The organism is Pseudomonas kilonensis, from assembly GCF_001269885.1.
Taxonomy (GTDB): domain Bacteria; phylum Pseudomonadota; class Gammaproteobacteria; order Pseudomonadales; family Pseudomonadaceae; genus Aquipseudomonas; species Aquipseudomonas kilonensis.
Genome location: NZ_LHVH01000034.1, coordinates 154423 through 173979, shown reverse-complemented (window position 1 = coordinate 173979; position 19557 = coordinate 154423). Strand labels below are relative to the sequence as shown.

General features: G+C 56.2%; 19 protein-coding genes. 14 read left to right on the top strand and 5 right to left on the bottom strand.

All coding sequences use genetic code 11. The annotated features are described in order from the left end of the window. Window positions 1–48: 48 nt before the first annotated feature. The 9 genes from AD662_RS28945 to AD662_RS24905 all read left to right on the top strand — a co-directional run bounded on the left by AD662_RS28945 (window position 49) and on the right by AD662_RS24905 (window position 9048). Window positions 49–444 (top strand): DUF4902 domain-containing protein, encoded by a 396-nt coding sequence (locus AD662_RS28945; protein WP_074849485.1) that lies wholly within the window; start codon window positions 49–51, stop codon window positions 442–444. 451 nt (window positions 445–895) lie between these two features. Next, the gene (locus AD662_RS24940) at window positions 896–1516 is read left to right on the top strand and encodes an acyl-homoserine-lactone synthase (RefSeq protein ID WP_235862369.1); all 621 of its coding nucleotides are present in this window, start codon (window positions 896–898) and stop codon (window positions 1514–1516) included. A 46-nt stretch (window positions 1517–1562) separates the two neighbouring features. Further along, entirely contained in the window at window positions 1563–2339 is a 777-nt protein-coding gene (locus AD662_RS24935) for a sterol desaturase family protein (RefSeq protein ID WP_053189907.1), read from the top strand. 5 nt (window positions 2340–2344) lie between these two features. Next, complete coding sequence (locus AD662_RS24930) at window positions 2345–3517, top strand: hypothetical protein (RefSeq protein ID WP_033062569.1); 1173 nt, start codon at window positions 2345–2347, stop codon at window positions 3515–3517. A gap of 22 nt (window positions 3518–3539) precedes the next feature. Then, complete coding sequence (locus AD662_RS24925; protein ID WP_174553529.1) at window positions 3540–4796, top strand: hypothetical protein; 1257 nt, start codon at window positions 3540–3542, stop codon at window positions 4794–4796. 28 nt (window positions 4797–4824) lie between these two features. Continuing rightward, window positions 4825–5445, top strand: coding sequence for a 2OG-Fe(II) oxygenase (locus AD662_RS24920; protein WP_018604931.1), 621 nt, complete (start codon window positions 4825–4827; stop codon window positions 5443–5445). Between the two features lie 26 nt (window positions 5446–5471). Next, window positions 5472–7889, top strand: a complete 2418-nt coding sequence (locus tag AD662_RS24915; protein ID WP_053189906.1) for a penicillin acylase family protein — start codon at window positions 5472–5474, stop codon at window positions 7887–7889. Window positions 7890–7902: 13 nt separating this feature from the next. Beyond that, the gene (locus AD662_RS24910) at window positions 7903–8637 is read left to right on the top strand and encodes a hypothetical protein (RefSeq protein ID WP_018604935.1); all 735 of its coding nucleotides are present in this window, start codon (window positions 7903–7905) and stop codon (window positions 8635–8637) included. 9 nt (window positions 8638–8646) lie between these two features. Continuing rightward, window positions 8647–9048 (top strand): hypothetical protein, encoded by a 402-nt coding sequence (locus AD662_RS24905; protein ID WP_074849483.1) that lies wholly within the window; start codon window positions 8647–8649, stop codon window positions 9046–9048. 210 nt (window positions 9049–9258) lie between these two features. Here the strand turns inward: AD662_RS24905 and AD662_RS24900 are convergent, their stop codons facing one another. Together AD662_RS24900 and AD662_RS24895 are read right to left on the bottom strand one after the other, a co-directional pair. Further along, window positions 9259–10338: an endonuclease/exonuclease/phosphatase family protein gene (locus AD662_RS24900; RefSeq protein ID WP_053189905.1), complete on the bottom strand. Its 1080-nt coding sequence runs from the start codon at window positions 10336–10338 to the stop codon at window positions 9259–9261. Continuing rightward, window positions 10335–10994 (bottom strand): YciC family protein, encoded by a 660-nt coding sequence (locus tag AD662_RS24895; RefSeq protein ID WP_024618231.1) that lies wholly within the window; start codon window positions 10992–10994, stop codon window positions 10335–10337. The genes AD662_RS24900 and AD662_RS24895 overlap by 4 nt, the downstream gene beginning before the upstream one ends. A 175-nt stretch (window positions 10995–11169) precedes the next feature. Between AD662_RS24895 and AD662_RS24890 the strand changes: the two genes are divergently transcribed. The 3 genes from AD662_RS24890 (at window position 11170) to AD662_RS24880 (ending at window position 13169) form a co-directional block, all read left to right on the top strand. Beyond that, the gene (locus AD662_RS24890) at window positions 11170–11928 is read left to right on the top strand and encodes a DUF2076 domain-containing protein (protein ID WP_053189904.1); all 759 of its coding nucleotides are present in this window, start codon (window positions 11170–11172) and stop codon (window positions 11926–11928) included. A gap of 128 nt (window positions 11929–12056) precedes the next feature. Continuing rightward, window positions 12057–12536 (top strand): LabA-like NYN domain-containing protein, encoded by a 480-nt coding sequence (locus AD662_RS24885; RefSeq protein ID WP_013694260.1) that lies wholly within the window; start codon window positions 12057–12059, stop codon window positions 12534–12536. Window positions 12537–12557: 21 nt separating this feature from the next. Then, entirely contained in the window at window positions 12558–13169 is a 612-nt protein-coding gene (locus AD662_RS24880) for a 3'-5' exonuclease (protein WP_053189903.1), read from the top strand. A 128-nt stretch (window positions 13170–13297) separates the two neighbouring features. On the opposite strand, the gene AD662_RS24875 is transcribed toward AD662_RS24880, so the two are convergent. Beyond that, window positions 13298–13750, bottom strand: a complete 453-nt coding sequence (locus AD662_RS24875) for an Lrp/AsnC family transcriptional regulator (RefSeq protein WP_018604950.1) — start codon at window positions 13748–13750, stop codon at window positions 13298–13300. Between the two features lie 161 nt (window positions 13751–13911). On the opposite strand from AD662_RS24875, the gene yedA reads away from it, so the two are divergent. Both yedA and rhlE1 read left to right on the top strand, forming a co-directional pair. Continuing rightward, entirely contained in the window at window positions 13912–14814 is a 903-nt protein-coding gene (gene yedA / locus AD662_RS24870; RefSeq protein WP_018604952.1) for a drug/metabolite exporter YedA, read from the top strand. Window positions 14815–14872: 58 nt separating this feature from the next. Then, window positions 14873–16210, top strand: a complete 1338-nt coding sequence (rhlE1, locus tag AD662_RS24865; RefSeq protein WP_024618228.1) for an RNA helicase RhlE1 — start codon at window positions 14873–14875, stop codon at window positions 16208–16210. Window positions 16211–16340: 130 nt separating this feature from the next. Here the strand turns inward: rhlE1 and AD662_RS24860 are convergent, their stop codons facing one another. Both AD662_RS24860 and AD662_RS24855 read right to left on the bottom strand, forming a co-directional pair. Continuing rightward, window positions 16341–17576 carry a TIGR03862 family flavoprotein gene (locus tag AD662_RS24860; RefSeq protein ID WP_053189948.1) on the bottom strand — a complete coding sequence of 412 codons (1236 nt, stop codon included), beginning with the start codon at window positions 17574–17576 and terminating at the stop codon, window positions 16341–16343. 76 nt (window positions 17577–17652) lie between these two features. Further along, window positions 17653–19536, bottom strand: coding sequence for a methyl-accepting chemotaxis protein (locus tag AD662_RS24855; RefSeq protein ID WP_053189902.1), 1884 nt, complete (start codon window positions 19534–19536; stop codon window positions 17653–17655). Window positions 19537–19557: the final 21 nt, after the last annotated feature.

Genomic DNA, 19557 nt, shown 5'->3' with positions numbered 1-19557 from the left:
AATCCATTTCAAATAATAAAAAACTAATAACTAATCAGGGTGATGTAAATGCAATCCTTAGCCCCCGATCAGCTGGTACGTCTGTCTTATGCGGAGTTAAGCGGCTTGTCGTTTCAGCCTTCTCTCGCCTGGGTTGACACTAGCCTGACTGTCGAACTAAAAGAACTCGGACTGCCTGTTGCATATGCTGGATACAGTGAATGGGAGTGCCAGGGTTTCGTACCAAAATTGAGCATCGGTTGGTCTTGGTTTAAAGAAACTTTTTCTGGAAAGGCTCTTATAGCACCGGGCGGCATCAGTTGCAACATTATGTTACGTTCGCCCCGTGGGTATGATCTCGGGGCCGACATTACACAACAACTGCTTCTTATCTGGCTATCCAGGCAGCGTTTGAAATCGAAGCTGCCTGAGAGCTTGAAGTATGGGTGCAACCCTGAGTTTTAGTGGTGCAACCATTGTCGTTAATGGTGCAACCTGATGTATTGATGGTGTTACAAATGTCGTAAAGAGGAAGCGCCGTTAATCACTGAGGTGGCAGTGGGGGTGCCGGTCTCCTTATTTTCGATTAAGACACAATTCTTTCTATATATAAGCTACCCCTGTCACTGTCACATCCCAAATTGACTCTCCAGTCAAACTCGCAAATGCCGGTTTTTCATGACAGCATCAATGTTATTCAGTGTCACCCCGGCTAAAGCTGGGGGCGCTTCGAATGGAATGCTGTCCCCCGGTGCGAGCCGACCATCCATCTCCGTTGGCTTTTCGTCAGTGACTCCACCAGTCGTCCGCAGGCTCGGGCCGGCGCATGGGATTTTGCTTCAGTGCGTGCACGCCTGGGCGTCGAAGGTGGCGTTATAGAGGCTGCCCTTTTGGGCAGCTGTTTTGTTCCGCAATCATGACTTCTAATCCAGGGAACTGGATTGGAAGCTGGTGTGGAATGTTAAATATAATAAATGGAACAGCGCAGCAACTTTCCTCTGAGCTTATTGCGGGGCTCGGACTCTTTCGCTACAAAATCTTTGTGGAAAAAATGGGCTGGCCTCTAAAGTGTGAGGTGGGCCTGGAGTCTGACGAGTTTGACCGCGACGACACCTACTATGTTATTGCTCGGGATAAAGCAGGGCATGTTTGCGGTTGTGCAAGGATGCTGACGACGAGCAATAACTATCTTCTTGAACAGATATTTCCAGGTCTGATGGGCGATATACCGCTGCCAAAGTCAAACGACATCTGGGAGTTGTCTCGTTTTGCCGTGAACTCGGAAGGTGCTGATGCTTCTACCTCAGGTCATTGGCTGGATACGTGTCGGTTAATGAAACAAGTGGTGTTAGTGGCCAAAAGACATAACGTTAAAAGGCTCATCGCTTTTTCTGCTGTCGGTAACGAACGACTGCTCAGAAGAATGGGGGCAGACGTGCATCGTGTGTCCTGCGCTCAGCTGATTGATGGTAAGCCGGTACTTGCATTCTGGATCGAGATTAACGAGCAAACAATAAGTGCCTTGTCTGCTTATTAAACTGGACGCTGGGTGACGATAAAAAACTGAGATTAAAGGATTAGCTATGATTATCTATCTGATAGGCGTCGCGCTGGCGGTGCTGGTTCTGGAACATATTATTCCAGGGTGGAAGCTACCCAAAGTCAGTACCTGGTTTTTTAGATCCATGACCCTCAACATTATTCAGATCGCGGTGGCGTTGCTGGCCGGGGTGTCATGGAACAAGTGGATGCAAGGTCACAGCCTGTTTCATCTCTCTGCAAGCTATAGTCCTCTCGTTGCGGGTTTCATCGCGTATTTTGTCAATACCTTCGTCACTTACTGGTGGCATCGCTTTCGCCACGCCAATAACACCTTGTGGCGCCTGTTTCACCAGATTCATCATGCCCCGCAACGGATTGAAGTCTTCACCTCGTTCTATAAGCATCCCACGGAAATGGTCTTCAACTCGATGTTGGGCAGTGCGGTGGCCTACGTGTTGCTGGGCATCAGTGTGGAGGCGGGTGCCTTCTACGTGATGTTCGCGGCACTGGGCGAGATGTTCTATCACGCCAATATCAGAACCCCGCACTTCCTGGGCTACTTGTTCCAGCGTCCAGAGATGCACAGGGTTCATCACCAACGTGATCGTCATGAGTGCAATTACAGTGACTTCCCGATCTGGGACATGCTGTTCGGGACTTTTGAAAATCCCAAGGAAAATTTCGCACCTCAAGGCTTTTCCGAGAACAAAGAAAATCGCTTTGTCGACATGCTGTTGTTTAAAGACGTTCATGAAACACCAGCGGGAATGAAAATGCCTGAGATCATGAAGGAAGAGTCACTAGTCAAACGCGGGTGAGTAATATGTTTTTGAATATTGATTCACGCTTGAGTCGTGACCTGTTGAAATGCATAAATTCCGGTATTCCTCACGATGCGTTAAATGTGCCTAAGGATCCGGAGTTCCTCTCGGGGAGAATTGAAAATCTGCGCAGTCAGTACGTTGCTTTACGCAGGTCTTTCGGAAACAAGACGCTCCCGGTGAGTAACTATCTGTTTTACATGATGCTCAAGGACAAGTATTCAGAGTTTGAGTTTGAACTGCTGAATGCCAAGGGACGGGTGCTTACCAATATCCATGTGTTCAAGTCTAAAGGACGCATACCTTCGATAGCGTCGTTGCTCTTGTCGGATAACCACGTTGCGAAGTCCGCTGTCGAGCTGAAGTATACAGATGTGGAGCACATTGAATTGTACGGATCAGCCCTATCGCAACTGTTGACCGCTGGTGGTCTGATGCCCCCGACGCAGGTAGCGATGGGGGGCGTTGTAGCGCAGATCAACCGCAGTAAGTCACTTGATCGGCCGTTGACCATTGTCAGTGCGATATGCCCGGATTATTCCTATGACATGGACGCTGAAGGCGCGCCCCGGTACACCTTTACCCACGTTGGCGAGCAACCAGGGCTGGCGGGAGCAAAGTTAATCAAAGCGGACGACGCCTTGAGCGACTTTTCGCGCGCTGTGGGTGTTCCCCTGGAGCATAAGCTGTTCGGTGGCGAGTTCGAATACATATCGTTTAACAAGAACGCCAGTTCGCTAAGCGCGCGTGATGAGTTTCTCGGCAAAGTCAATCAGCAATTGCTGACTATTGGCGATAAATTAACAGCGCCTGCGGCCGTTGGCTCTTTCTTTGAACTGTGTGGCGATGAACAGACTTGGCACGAGCGCCATCAAGCTATTCTGGAACGACTCCGTGCAGGGGATTATGGCCAGACGGGTTTAAACTACGAACAGATGAAGGAAATATTCGAGTCCAGACGGCCGCTGTATTCCAAGTGGTTTGTGGCCCAGAGTGATGAAACGATCTGGAACAACTTTCTCTCGCAGGCCGCTGAGTATGCCCTTATGGGAGGCATATTTCTTGACGTGTATAAAGAGTTTGTGGTCTTGGCCGTTGACCATTACAAGATGGAACCTTTCTATTCTTTCTTTGGTTCGGTCGCTGTTTTGTATGTGAAAACGGATTATCTATAGGCGAAGTAGGGAGGCTGCCAATATGAAAGAGGAACTCTTTGCCACACGCTACACGAAATATGGGCATGGCATTGATGTCAGGGCGACCTATGAGCGCTTGCCGCTTCAGGGGTTCTGGACATGGGTGACGGGCAAGTCCGGTAATAAGAACGCACCGAAAAGCGCTAAAGATACGCTCTTGAAACCGTGGCAGTTGTTTCTTCAGATCAGCTGGGGTTATGCAGTTTTCGTGGCCGCGGTTCTGCTCGGCAATAAGCTGCTGGAGTCGGATCTTCACTGGGGTATCAAGCTGGCGCTGTCGATTCCGATGATTTGCATGGTGGTCAACCGGCAGCGGGGTTTGCTGCACACGTTCCACTACACCATTCACGGTGCCGGCATCGCTAATAAGCGGTTGGCAAAGTTTGTTTGCAAGTGGGTGTTATCGATGCCCATTCTGCACACGCCGTGGAATAACTACATGAAGTTGCACGTGGGTGAGCACCACAGCGTCAATACATTTTGCACCGATAAAGATGTCGATCTTCAGTTCATGACCAGCCATGGCTTCTACAAAGGCATGAGTGAGACTGAATTTTGGACAAAACTGGTGGTGGCGCCGTTTCACCCAATGCGTATTTATGAGCATATAAAGTTCCGGCTCGAAGTTAACTTTGTCAAAACGGACAAGCACGAAAAAAACAGTCGGGCGATCTATTGGTTACTGTTGCTGACTGGGGTTTACCTGTCCGGCTATATGACGCCTTTTGTCGTGTTCTATCTGCTGCCGATTTTGCTTGTTACGCAGTTTTCGTCTTGGATACAACACGTTACCGAGCATTTGTGGTTTTCGGAAAATACCAAGGGTTTGCCCAAGTATATTTTCTACGGCTCACTCAGCTGGGGGCGTTTTTTTGGTCGCCCTTACCCTTTGAATTACACCGGTTGGGCGTTTGCCTGGCGTGTAGTGAAGTGGGGTTTGGCAGTCGTATTCATTGATATTCCGTTGCGTGTTTTTTCCTTTATGCAAGATTTGCCGAGCCATGATTTTCATCACCGCAACCCGGGTGTGAACTTCTGGAGCATCGCCCCGGAAAGGGCGGCCAATGAAGCATTGGTATCGCGGTTTGGCCCGATGACCGAAACCTGGAGCATGACCGAGAGCTTCCTTATCTTGCGAGACCACTTGTGTCGGGATGAAAGTGATCCGTTCGATCTCATCACTTGGTACAACACGAGCAAACAGCACCTTGAGATAAAAGCGACGCGTGAAGCGTCAGCAGTAGAAGTCGAAGTTTAATGAACGATTTTGAACGAGGGAACGTGAAATGAATGTTGTTGAAGTCGCGAAGAAAGAATTGGCAGTGAACGGTTCGTTTTACTCCAGCGCTACCGAGTTTCTGTACAGTCAGAATGACTGGGATGAGATCAATACCATCCTGGCAAGTAAGGCGTTGCCGTGGGAGCAAGTCTTCATCGGTGATGCTGACGAACTCAACGATCTTGCAGTCGCCCGTTTCATGACCGACGTCGAAAGACCGATGCGCGTTAACCAGCCACTCGCGGATCAGATGATTTCGGTGGTTTGCAATCAGAAACTGCTGGGTTTTGTTTCCAATCTGTTGGGGGGGGAAGAGTTCTACATTCGCCGTATGCAGGTTAACAAGATGAAAGACGGATCTTTCATTGGCAAACATTTGGATGTCGACAGTAATCCGGATTATTTGTATTCGATCGTACTGCAGTTGGGTAAAGGTTTTTCCGGTGGCGAATTCTTGATTTTCAATGACCAGGGCGAGCAGGTGAATCTCATTCGGCCCGAGCTGCAATCCATCGTAATCACCGACTGCTCCTTTCCTCATCAGGTTGAAGCCGTGACTGAGGGTGAACGAGTATCGCTGGTGTTCTTCGTGAGCAAGTACGCAGAAAAAAATCGTCGGGTGGCGTGAGTGCTCTGGGTCAGGACGTAGATGTCATGAAAGCAACAATTAAAATAATAGTGTTTGGTATTTTCGGCGTGCTCGGTATCGCAGTTGTCGGTGTGATGTATGTGCTGCACAACATTACACTGTCCAATGTGTTCGAGACCGGTATCATAAAAGTCGCGGACGGCATTTCTGATAAAGGCAGTATTGCCTGGGATGCCAACGCCGTTCCGCACATCAAGGCTGCAAATGATCGGGATGCGTATTTTTTGCTGGGGTATAGCCATGCCCGGGATCGGTTGTGGCAGATGCAGTTCAGCAAAAACTACGCGAACGGCACCCTGTCGGAGACATTTGGCCCCAAGACACTGGACATGGACAAATTTTCCAGGACGTTGGGGTTCAAGAAAACCGCAGACTCGATATTTCAGCAGCTGAAACCGCAAACCCAGGACGTACTGAAGAGCTACAGCGACGGTGTGAACTTTTTCATCGACAAGTTCGCAGATCGCTTGCCCGTCGAGTTTTCATTGACTCGTTCCGCACCGCTCAAACGGTGGGAGCCTTCCGATTCAGTCGCGCTGCATTTATTGTTTTCATGGACGTTAAGCTCCAACCTGGGCATGCAATTGCAACGACTGTCGCTGTCCAAAAACTTGACCGTCTCACAGATTAATGAGGTGTTTGCGCCTTACCCGGGAAGTGCGCCGGTCAAAACCAGGGACTATGCCGCGCTGTACAACAACCTGGACGTGTCCGGCACCGGTTTGGCGCTGCTGGATAAACTGCCGCCCTCGAATGTCGAGGGCGTAGGGTCGAACAACTGGGTGATTGCCGGCGACCATACGGTTACGGGTAAACCGATACTGGCCAACGATCCGCACTTGAAATTGACCAATCCGGCGCTGTTTTATCTTGCTTCTATCGAGACGCCCGAGTCGTCGCTCGTGGGGGCAACTTATGCCGGTGCGCCACTTTTTGTGATCGGACACAACAAGAAGATCGCGTGGGGCTACACCAATACCGGGTCGTCCGTTCAGGATGCGTACCTAGAGAAACTGAACCCTTCGGATAACAACCTCTATCTCGCCTCCGATTCGACCTACAAGCCGTTTCGGGTGGTGCAGGAGAAGATTGATGTCAAAGGTGAGGCGTCTGTCACGTTACCGGTCCGGTATACGAATCACGGCCCGGTAATCAGTGATATCTACCAGGCGGCGCAACAGGCCATCAACGGTAAAAAATCCGTGGTCATTGCGCTGGCCTGGACCGGGCTGGAGACCAATGACAAAACCTTCGACAGCATTCTGGGCATCAACCGTTCAGAGAACTGGCCGCAATTTTTGCAGGCCTCCGCCGAGTTTGGCGTGCCTCCGCAAAACATGGTTTATGGGGATACGGCAGGCAACATTGGCTATGTTTCCGCGGGCCGGGTGCCGGTAAAAGCGAAGGATAACGACCTCTTGGGTCAAGCCCCTGCACCTGGCTGGGAAGCTAAGTATGACTGGACAGGGTATGTGCCCCAGTCGGCGAAGCCCACGCAGTTCAACCCTGCCAGTGGTTACATTGCCACCGCTAACAACCGCATTGTTCCCGATAATTACCCGTTCAACTTCGGCCATGACTGGGTTTTGCCTTATCGCTACGACCGCATCATGGATCTTTTGAAGGGGCGTGCGCCTCATACCCTGCAAACGTCCGCCGACATCCAGCTTGATCGTTACTCGTCGTCCATGGCCGATCTGTTACCCAAAATGATTGCGCTGGTCGAAGGGCTGCCTTCAACGCCTGCGCAGTTGAGCATCCTCAAGGCCTGGCGGTTTGACTCGGATCCCGAGTCGGCGGCGCCATTGATTGCAGCATACTGGGTGAAGAACTTCACGCAGGAATTGCTGGAGCAGAAAATTGGCAAAGAGCTTTTGGCGGCGGGCTGGAATCAGCGTAACTACGATGCTTTTCTCAACCTTGTGTTAAGCAAAAAAGCCGATCAGGTCTTTTGGTGTGGGGGCGCTGACAATTGTCAGCGAGCGCTGGAAAGGTCATTAAACCTGTCGCTGCAGCAAATCAAGGACAAGTATGGCGCTGACGTCAGTGATTGGAATTGGGGGCGCGCGCATACCGCAGTTGCCGAACATGTGCCCTTGCACAAGAGTCCCATGGCCTGGTTCTTTGATAACCGCAATACCATGGGCGGGGACAACTTTACGGTGAATGTCGGGCGTTACAATTACAGTGACCCGGCCAACCCGTTCAATACCAATATTGCGGCCACGTTCAGGATGGTGGCGGATCTGTCGAACCTTGATAACTCAAGTTACATACTGTCCTCCTCTAATACGGGCATAAAGTTTAACGGCTATGTGGACATGAACAGGCTCTGGGGACGGGGGGACTACATAAAAATCCCTGTGTCAGGACATATGCCTGAAAGCCATGCGCTCAGATTTTATCCAAACAACAAATTTTGAATTAAGGTGGCGTATGAACAGTCAGGAAAATAGCGCGGGTTGGGATCTGGATTACTCGGCTGTCGGCCGTAGTTTTCCGGAGAGTTTCAAGGCCAAGATCGTCGCGGATTTGCAGCAAGGAATGCCTGAATACGACGTCAATCAATACTTTGGTAATCAGCCAGGCATTTTCGAGATATACGAGCATCTGGCGCTGGCCATCGATTCGAACACCGAAAAGGTGGTGGGGATCATTGGGGCAAAAAGCCTTCCTTTTGGTTCTTCGTCGTTCCTGTATCTCTGGACGGCGATGATCGCGGATGAATACCGAGGGTCGGCGCTTTTTAAAAAGCTTAATCAGTTCTTTTTGAAAAATGTCATTCAAGCGATCGGCATGCCGAAGCTGATCGTTGCCAAGACCTATAACCCGGTTGTCTACAATATGTTCAGGGTCATGTCTTCGCGGGTTCCATCGGCACGTTTCTACCCGGATTTGCGCGTCGATGTGCAGAGTGCCGACATGGCGGCGCTGGCGGTTGAAATTGTTCACTCCTTGTCCAAGGACCTGGTGCTGGATGTGAATACCGGTGTCATTCCTGGAGGCCAGAGTTCTGTCGCGCCTAACTTCTTTCCGAAGATGGACATGTCCAGTGATGAAGTGACTAACGCGCACTTTATCAAGCACGTCACCTATTCGGATCAGATCTTGTGCGTGGTGATGCTGCAGCCTGATTCGGAGTGGTTTGTTAAAGAAAAGATCATCCGATAGTTTATGTGAGTGAATAAGACGTCTGTTCTTCTCTCGGCGCTGCCGGCGGCCATTTTTTATGGTTTGCTGGCAGCGGTATCCAATAGTGCTCACAGCATGAAAGTGATGGGGCTGGCGGCAATCACTCAAGGCCTCATCAGTTATGTTTCAACGCTCATTGCGTTGTCAGTCATGTTTAAGCTGGCGCAAATGTTGGCTGGATGGCATGCGCTGGCTCGACGTGCGGTCGTGCCATTGACCGTGGTGAGTCTGTTTTCTGCTTTGTCGGCGGCTGTTCATATAGGGGCAGGCACGCCCAATGTGTTGTTGACGATCGCCCCCTCGTTTTTGATCGGTTGGGGGTATTTCACGACGGTCTATTGGCTCAAGGATTCAAATCGGTCCTTTCGAACACCTGGCCGCAGTTCGTGAGCGCCGATACTCAAACCTGAACATTGATGAGCGCTCACCGTCGGCGCGGGTCAAGCCGCGCAAGTGAGCTGAAGAAATTCAGGATATGAAATACAAACTCTGTGGGAGCGAGCTTGCTCGCGATGGCGGTATGTCAGCCAAATAGTCATGTTGCTGATCCACCGCTATCGCGAGCAAGCTCGCTCCCACATGTGTTCGGTGGTGAGCCCGCTAAGGCGTTGCCGGCAACAAGAACCGCGCAATCACCGGCAAATGATCGGAGATGCGCAAGGTGTCGTCCTGCCTTACCTGGGCTTCGACTCGTTTGAGGCGCGGGCTGTAGAACAGGTAGTCGACGGTGCGGTCGGGGCCGTTGAGGCCGGGGTCGTTCGGGTAGTGGGTCAGCCAGTGTGCGCGATCGATACCGCTGGCCTCGTTGTTGGTGGGGATCATCGGGTATTTGTCCCACAGCTGGTGCAAGGGGCTGTCGGCGGAGTAGGGCGTGCGTTGCTCGGACGGCAGGCGTCGGTACTGGCCCAAGGGCAGCAGGTTGAAGTCGCCGCCGATCAGCCAGGGCGTGCCTGCGGATTCGAATTTATCCAGTGCCTTGGTTACGGTGGTGATTTGTCTGGGCAGGGTTTCGTCCGGCTCGGTGGCCCGTTCCAGATGCGTGTTGAGCACCGCCAGCTGGCCGCCATCGCTCAGCGCTAGATAACTTACCAACAGGGCATTTTTCGGCTGGAACTGACGGCTGATGAAGTTGGTGTCGGCCACCGGCAGTTGCACCCGTTCGGCACGGTCGATGCGGTAGCGACTCAGGGTCGCCAGTTGCCGGCCGACACTGCCGAAGATGTGCGGGTCGGGGATGAAGTCGGCCTTCCAGTCGAAGGCGCTGGTGCCGCACGGATAGAGGTCGGCCAGCCGTTCCTGCAACAGCTTGAGCTGGTCCTGGTAATCGCTGGCCTTGGCGCCCTTGTCCAGCTCCTGGAGCAACACGATGTCCGGTTGCTCGTCGCGGATGACCCGGGCCACTTCGTCGAGGCTGAAGGCCATGTCTTCCAGGGTCGGGCGTTCATCGTCGCCCTGGGCCAGGTCGTTCCAGAACACGTAGCGCTTGCCGGCGAGGAACTGCACGTTCCAGGTCATCACCTTCAAGGCCTGGCCGGGCACCAGGGGAGCTGCGTTGGCGGTGCAACTGACCGGCAGGGTTTCCCGGGGCTGTGGCCGCCAGGTCAGGGCGTAGATCGACAGGGCGGCCAGGCTGAGGATCAACAGCAGGCCCAGCAAGGTGTGGCGCAGTAGACGGGTCATGGCTCAGGTTTTTCTGCAATCAACATGAACATTCGGAACAGCACGACAGTGGTGAACAATTGCAGAAAACTGTGGATGCTGTCGATCAGCAAGCTGACCAAAGGATTTTGCGGCGGCGGATACACCGAGACGCTGGCGCCCTTGAGCAGCCACAGCGGGACCATAACAGCCAGGATGCACAGCAGGATTCGCCAGAAATGGCCTCGACTCAGGCGCGCGCTTTCCTTCATGGCGGCCAGTGGCGCCAAGCCCTTCAATACCAGCAGGTACTCACCGAAAGCCAGGACGACCATCAGCCATAGCCCTGGCAGGAAATACAACGAGATGCCGATCAGGATCAGCAGAGTATTGAGCGCGGTCAGCAAGGCGAAGCGTGGCCACTGGAGGAGCGCGGCGGCGAGCAAATCGCGGGCGCGGGGGGCTTCGCCACGACTGCGGGCATCGAGAAACAGAATCAAAGCCGCGGTGTACAGCGGGTACACCAATAGCCCGACGATCACGCTGTAGCCGGAAAAGCCGTCGGCCCCGACGGCGCTGTCCACTCCCTGCTGCAGCACCGCTTCGAGTATCACCAGCGGCAAGCACAACTGGGCGATCCGGCCCAGATGGCGCTTGAAAAAATACAAAGAGTCACGCAGTACTTCTAACGGATTCATGGGTCGGTATCGCAGTTCGAAAAAGCGGTCCGACACTTTACCCATCAGGTGACCGCAGAAACAAACGTAAACATCAGGTAAAGACCATTGAAAGCTTTTCGACGAGCCCCATTACTGATGGGCACCGGTCTTCGGGATCGGAATGGTTTCTACCCGGCAATCTAATGAGGTCGCCATGAACAGCGAAGAACAAACCCTGATCGATGGACTGTTTTCACGGCTGCAACAGGCCGAAAAGGATTCAGCCCCGCGCGACGCCCAGGCCGAGGCACGGATCAAGGAACACCTGGCCAGCCAGCCAGCGGCGGGCTATTTCATGGCCCAGGCGATTCTGGTGCAGGAGGCCGCGATCAAGCGCCTCGATGAGCAGAACAAGCAACTCACCCAGCAAGTCGAGCAATTGCAGGCCGAGCTGCAACAGGCCCGCAAACAGACGTCGGCGCCCAGCGGCGGCGGAGGTTTCCTCTCGAGTATTTTCGGTGGCAGCCCGCGGGATTCACGCCCGGCGAGCGCGCCGGCCGCAAGCGGTGGTGGCTGGCGCGAACCGGCACAGCCGTCCTTCAATGCCCAGCCCCAACAGGGCTTCGGCGCGCCGCCCGGCAATTATGGCGCACCGCAGCAGCAGGCCCCGGCAGCGGGCAGCTTCCTGGGTGGCGCCCTGAAAACCGCGGCGGGCGTGGCCGGCGGCGTGATGCTGGCCCAAGGCATCAGCAGCCTGTTTCACAGCAACCAGCAACCCCAGGAAGTCGTCGAGGTCATCAAGGAAGAGCCGGCCCAACCGGTCAACGACACCGCCAACAACAGCGACAACGGCTGGGGCGATGACCAGCGCGTGGCCGATAATGACGCCTACAGCAACGACCCGGGCGGCTTCAGCGACGCGGACTACAGCGACGATTCGTCTTCCTTCGGCGACGACGACTCCTTCGTCTGACCTGCCATTCGTCCGGGGCGCTCTGGCGCCTCGGGCCGATTATTCGCGGAACAATCCTTCGGGCTGGCATACTGGGCGACTTTTCGGCCCAGGTGGTCTGCGTGCATGTGCATCCAAGAGGAAACGCGGTGAAAAAAATTGCAGTGTTCGCCGATGTGCAGAACCTCTACTACACCGTGCGCCAGGCCTACGGTTGCCATTTCAACTACGCCGCGCTGTGGGCCGATGTCAGCAAACAGGGGCAGATCGTCGAGGCCTACGCCTACGCGATCGATCGCGGTGACAGCAAGCAGCAGCAATTCCAGCAGATCCTGCGCAACCTGGGCTTCATCGTGAAGCTCAAGCCCTACATCCAGCGCAGCGACGGCTCGGCCAAGGGCGACTGGGACGTGGGCATCACGCTGGACATCATGGACGCTGCCGACCACGTCGATGAGGTGGTGCTGGCCTCCGGCGACGGCGATTTCGACATGTTGCTCGAGCGCATTATCCAAAAGCACGGTGTACAAGCCGTGGCCTATGGCGTGCCGGGGTTGACCGCCAACTCGCTGATCCGCGCCGCCAGCCGCTACGTGCCCATCGAAGGTGCGTTGCTGCTCAAGAATTGATTTTCACGGAGTTCAAAAGGTTTGGAACGCATCGCAGTCATCGACTTTGAAACCACCGGGATCACCCCGAGCAGCAGTTGCCGGGCCACTGAAATCGCGGTGGTGATGCTCGAGCAAGGCCGGATCGTCGACCGCTACCAGAGCCTGATGAATGCCGGTGTACGGGTGCCAGCCTTCATCGAACAACTGACCGGCATCAGCAACGCCATGCTGCGCAGCGCCCCGTCGGCGGAAAAAGTGATGAACGAGGTCAACGAGTTCGTCGGCATCACGCCCCTGCTGGCCCACAACGCCGCGTTCGACCAGAAGTTCTGGGACTTCGAACTGGGGCGAATCAAGCGTACTCGCTTGCAGAATTTTGCCTGTTCACTGTTGCTGGCCCGGCGCCTGATGCCGGCTGCACCGAACCACAAGCTCGGCACGCTCAACGCTTTCGCCGGCTTGCCCCACACCGGCCAGGCTCACCGGGCCATGGCCGACGCCGAAATGGCCGCCAACCTCACCGCGCACCTGGCTTCGGAGCTGCGACAAAAGCATGGGCTGCGGGAGTTGTCCCATGATTTGCTGTGCAGTTTGCAGAAAGTGCCGGCGGCGAAGATCAATGAGCACCTCAAGCGGCATCGCGGGTTCTAAACACACCACAGAACCCTTGTGGGAGCGGGCTTGCTCGCGAATGCGGTGTGTCATTAGGTAAATGTGCGACTGACACCCCGCATTCGCGAGCAAGCCCGCTCCCACACAGGTCGTTCAGTGTTTGATCCTTATTTACCGTTGCCTTCCAACTGCCCCAACGGCACGCGCTTTTCAATGGCGCTGGACAGCACGATCGAGGTCTTGCTGAAGCCGAACTTGGCGATGCGGTTGATCAATTCTTCCAGCTCGGGCATCGAACCCACTGCCGCTTGCATGATCACGCACGGGTCGCCGGTGACCCGGTGGCACTCGGTCAGTTGTGGGATCTTGCACAGTTCGTCGTAGGTCTTCTGGTTGCCGTGCTGGTTCATTCGCAGTTCGATGACGCACTGCACCGGCAGACCGATCTTTGCCATGTCGACTTTGGCTTGATAACCGGTGATGACACCGCTGGTTTCCAGTTTGCTGACTCGCTCGGCCACGGCGGGGGCTGACAGGTTCACTTTGCGGGCCAGTTCAGCGTAGGACGCACGACCGTTGTCCAACAAAGCGCTGAGCAGCATGCGGTCGTATTTATCCACGGTTTGGCTTCCTGTTGGCGTGACTTTCGAAAACGCGATTTATAGCGCTGATCTCCGTGTTTTGAAAAGTGTATGGCTTTGATAAACAGGTTTTGTAACTTATTTTCCGTCTATCGCCTTTCTAGAATAAAGCCTCTCATTGTCCTGACTTCGAGCTGAACATGCCTGGCCTACGCCGTTTCCCCCTGCCATTGATCGCTGCTTTTTTTGCCTTGTACGTCATCTGGGGTTCGACCTACCTGGTGATTCGTATCGGTGTGGAGCATTGGCCGCCGCTGTTGTTGGCCGGGATTCGTTTTGTGCTGGCCGGTTCGTTGATGTACGGCTTCCTGCGCTGGCGTGGGGCCCCGGCCCCGACGTGGGCGCAATGGAAGGCCGGGGCCATCATTGGCGTGCTGTTGCTCAGTTTTGGTAACGGCGCGGTCAGTGTGGCCGAGCACACGGGCGTGGCGTCCGGGGTGGCGGCCCTGGCCGTGGCGACAGTGCCTTTGTTTACCTTGCTCTGTGGATATTTCTGGGGCGCGCGTAATACCCGTCTGGAATGGGCGGGGATTGTGCTGGGGTTGATCGGCATCGCCATGCTCAACCTCGGTTCCAACCTGCAGTCCAGCCCGTTGGGGGCGACCTTGCTGGTATTCGCGGCGGCGTCCTGGGCCTTCGGTTCGGTGCTGAGCAAACATGTGCAGTTGCCAACCGGGGCGATGGCCAGTGCCGTGGAAATGCTGGTGGGCGGTGTGGTGCTGTTGATCGGCAGCGTGGCCAGCGGCGAGCACCTGGACAGCATGCCGCCGCTGGAAGGTTGGCTTGCCTTGGCTTACCTGACCTGCTTCGGTTCGATCGTTGCCTTCAATGCCTACATGTACCTGCTCAAGCATGTGCGCCCGGCGGCGGCCACCAGTTATGCCTACGTCAACCCAGCCGTGGCAGTGTTGCTGGGGATCGTGTTCGCGGGTGAAACCATTGGCGCTGAAGAAAGTGTGGCGATGCTGGTGATCATCAGCGCCGTGGTGTTGATCGGATTGCCGCAGTGGCGCAAACCCAAGCCTGCGCCGGCCGCCGCCTGATTTAGGGTAAACTGCCGCGCATTGCACACCTTGCGCTGATTTTTCCTACGGTACTTCCATGACTTTCGCCACCCTTGGCCTGATCGAACCCTTGCTGCGCGCCCTCGAGACGCTCGGCTACCAGACCCCGACCCCGGTTCAGGCTCAAGCCATGCCGGCGGTGCTCGCCGGTCGCGACCTGATGGCCGCCGCCCAGACCGGTACCGGCAAGACCGCCGGTTTCGCGGTGCCGCTGTTGCAGTTGCTGACCACTGAAGGGCCGAAGGTCGCGGCCAACTCGGTGCGGGCGCTGATCCTGGTGCCGACCCGTGAGCTGGCTGAGCAGGTCCATGAAAGCGTGCGCCAGTACGCGCAAAACCTGCCGCTGAGCACCTACGCCGTGTACGGCGGCGTCAGCATCAACCCGCAGATGATGAAATTGCGCAAAGGCGTCGACCTGTTGGTCGCCACGCCGGGGCGTCTGCTCGATTTGTTCCGCCAGAACGCGCTGAAGTTCAACCAGTTGCAGACCCTGGTGCTGGACGAAGCCGATCGCATGCTCGACCTGGGCTTCTCCGAGGAGCTGGCGAACATCTACAAGGCCCTGCCGAAGAAGCGCCAGACCCTGCTGTTCTCGGCGACCTTCTCCGACGCGATCCGCCTGCTGGCCGGGCAGATGCTCAACGATCCGCTGAGCATTGAAGTGAGCCCGCGCAACGTCGCCGCCAACACCGTCAAGCAATGGGTGGTGACGGTGGACAAGAAGCGCAAGCCGGAATTGTTTGTGCACCTGATGCGCAAGAACAAGTGGAAGCAGGTGCTGGTCTTTGCCAAGACCCGCAACGGCGTCGATGCGCTGGTGGAAAAACTCCAGGGCCTGGGCATCAACGCCGACGGCATCCACGGTGACAAGCCCCAGGCCACCCGCCAGCGCGCGCTGGACCGCTTCAAGGCCAGCGAAGTGCAGATCCTGGTGGCGACCGACGTCGCCGCCCGTGGCTTGGATATCGAGGACTTGCCGTTGGTGGTGAACTTCGACCTGCCGATCGTCGCCGAGGACTACATCCACCGCATCGGCCGTACCGGTCGGGCGGGTTCGACCGGGGAAGCGATTTCCCTGGTCTGCGCCGACGAAGTGAACCTGCTGTCGGCCATCGAGATGCTGACGCGCCAGACACTGACTCGCCAGATGGAACAGGACTTCGAGCCTGAGCATCGGGTACCGGACACCGATGCCAGCGGCCAGGTGATCAAGAAACCGAAAAAACCGAAGAAACCGAAAACCTCCGGTGGTGGCGGCAAGCGCAACCTGGGCAAGTGGGTGGACAGCGGCGATGCCTCGCCTGTGGAACCTTCGGTCAAGCCTGTGCGCAAAGTGCCGGTGTTCAACACTGGGCCGCGTAAGCGCAAGCCTTGATATCAAAGGCCACATGGGAACTGTAGGAGCTGTCGAGCGAAGCGAGGCTGCGATCTTTTGATCTTACGCTTGAGATTCAAGTGTCTGGGGAAAGATCCCAGCCTCGTTTCACTCGTCAGCTCCTACGGGTTCAACCGTTCAAGAATTCCAGGATTCCCAACCCCGCCGCGCGACCGCTGGCAAAGCACGCCGTGAGCAGGTAGCCGCCGGTCGGTGCTTCCCAATCGAGCATTTCCCCGGCGCAGAACACGCCGGGCAATTGCTTGAGCATCAGGCGTTCATCCAGGGCCTCGAAGGTCACGCCACCAGCGCTGCTGATAGCTTCGTCCAAAGGGCGGGTCTTCACCAGGGTGACTGGCAGGGCCTTGATCGCCTGGGCCAGCCGCGCCGGGTCAGTGAAACATTCGGCCGGCGTGAGCTCGCGCAACAGCGCCGCCTTGGCGCCGTCGATCCCCAGCTGGCTGTGCAAGTGCTTGGCCATCGAGCGAGAGCCGCGTGGCTTGCTCAGGGCTTGCTGGATCTTATCCACAGGCCGGCCCGGCAGCAGGTCCAGATGGATCGTCGCGCTGCCGTGTTGGTTGATGGCTTCGCGAACCGGCGCCGACAGGGCGTAGACCAGGCTGCCTTCGAGGCCAGTGGCGGTGATCACGCATTCACCGAGGCGCGGTACATCGTCGTTCAAGCCCATGGCGATATTTTTCAGCGGGGCGCCAGCGAATTTGCTGATCATCAGGTCGCTCCAGGCCTCTACCTCGAACCCGCAGTTGCTCGGTTGCAATGGCGCCAGGGGCACGCCGCGTTGTTCCAGCGCCAGCATCCAGGCGCCGTCGGAGCCCAGGCGCGACCAACTGCCGCCGCCCAGCGCCAGCAGGGTCGCGTCGGGGCGTAGCGTTGTCTCACCTTCCGGACTCGCAATGCGCAAGCTGCCATCAGGGTTCCAACCGAGCCAGCGGTGGCGCGTGTGGATCGCCACGCCGGCATCGCGCAGGCGCTTGAGCCAGGCGCGCAGCAGTGGCGCGGCTTTCATGTCGGTGGGAAATACCCGCCCGGAACTGCCGACAAAGGTGTCGATACCCAGGCCATGAATCCATTCGCACAGTTCGTTTGCGCCAAATGCCCGCAGCAGCGGGGCGATATTCGCCGCGCGTTCGGCATAGCGGGACAGGAAGGCCGGGAAGGCTTCGGAGTGGGTGATGTTCATGCCGCCCACGCCGGCCAGCAGGAATTTGCGGCCCACCGATGGCATGCCGTCGTACAGGTCGACCTGAAGGCCCGCCTGGCTCAACACCTCGGCCGCCATCAGGCCGGCGGGGCCGCCGCCGATGATGGCGACGTTTGGAGTGGAAGGCTTGGAAGCTTGAGTCATGGCGAGCGATGTCTGGCGGATCAGGGCGGGCATTCTATCAGCTCGGTCCACTGGCCGAGGGGCATGGCGTGTGTGTCTACAACTTGAAAGTGTCGACCACACTCCTGAGGCGTCCGACTTCAAAATCCAGTTCCCCACACGCCTTGAGGGTCGAGCACAAGTTGTCGGTGGCATGGCGATTCAACTGACTGATCTCATGAACATCCCGAGTAAGCTGGTCAACAGCACTGGTTTGCTCCTCGGTTGCCGCGGCGACCGTCAGGCACATCTCATCGATCTCGATGATGCGTGACACCACGGTCAGCAGGCTGTCCCCGGCCTCGGTCGCCACCCGTACACTTTGGCTGCCGATTTCATGGCTGCGCAGCATGGTCTTGGCCGCCTGGGTAGCCCCCTCCTGCAGCGCCTCGATCACCGCGCGGATTTCTTCGGTCGCTGTCTGGGTGTGGTGGGCAAGGCTTCTGACTTCGTCCGCCACCACGGCAAACCCGCGCCCGGCCGCTCCGGCCCGGGCTGCCTCGATGGCCGCGTTCAAGGCCAGCAGGTTGGTTTTTCCGGAGATCGTCGAGATGACCTCCAGCACCTTGCCGATATTGGCGCTTTTGGCGTTGAGTTCTTCGATCTGTGCGCGGGTTTCTTCGATGTTTGCTTGCAGGCAACTCATGGCATTGACCGTGTTCTCGACGAGCCTGCAGCTCGAATCGATCTGCGCCCTGGCGCTCGAGGCGCCTCTGGACGCCGCCGAGGCACTCGAGGCGATTTCTTGCGCCGACGCCCCAAGCTCCTCAATGGCCGCCGCCACGTTGCTGGTAAAGCCGGATTGGTGTTCCGACTTCCCAACCGAGGAGTTGGAGGCCGTCAGGACCTTGCTGGTGGCCTCTTTCAGGGAGTTCGTCGTCGATGAGACTTCGGTGATGGAGGCATGGATCCGGTCGCCGAAGCGATTGAAACTCACGGCCAATTGGCCGAATTCATCCTTGGACAGGATCGACAAGCGTCGGGTCAGGTCACCGTCGCCCTGGGCGATATCTTCCATCGCGTGACTGATAAGGCGCAGGGGTTTCATCAACACGCGAATAAGCAGTCCGAGCAGCAGCAGGGTGGCCATGCCGGCAACGATTGTCGTGATGATCGCCGAACTGCGGAACGCAGCAAGACTGGCCATGGCTGCCTGTTTGTCCAGGACGATGCCGATGTACCAGTCTTTCATCGGCAGGCCCTTGATCGCAGAGAACAGGGTGAATTTCACGCCATCGACCGTAGTGGCTTCCACCAATCGATCATTGAGCGTCGGGGTGTTGCCCGGAAACAGATCGGACAGTGTCTTGCCGATCAGCGCCTTGTCGGGGTGAACCAGTATTTTACCTTCCTTGCTTACCACAAAGGCGTATCCGTTGCCCTCGAAGGCTTGCGCGTTGAGCGTCTGGGAAATCGTCTCGATGTTCAGACTGGCGCCCAGGACGCCGAGCGTTTGCTGCCCGGCGTGGATGGCGACCGCCTGGGTGATAATCGGGTAGTCGATCCCGGCCCCTACGTAGGGTTCGGTCATCGCCACGCCATGGTCTGCGGCGTCTATGTACCATTGCCGTTGCCTGCTGTCGTAATCGGCTGGCATCTGCCGCGGGGGATGGATCTGGAACCCACCGTCACGGGTACCCGCATAACCTGCGATAAATTGGCTCATGAGCACTTGGCTTTGCAATTTGTCGAGTATGTTTTGCGGCGAGGGATCGTCGCCGATGAGTTCGGCAAATCCCCTTAGCAGAATCATTCGTCCGTCCAGCCAGCTCTGGATATCATGTGCCATCGCTGCCGAGAGGGCGCGGGTGTGCTCCTCGATTTTTTTTACGTTGTCGTCACGCAACCGAACATCATTCAATACGGTGAATGTGCAAAACACCGTCATGATAAGCAACGAAGCAATCAGTAGTATCTTCTGGTTAAACCTGAGACTTTTCATTGCACTTTCTCTGAATAAGGA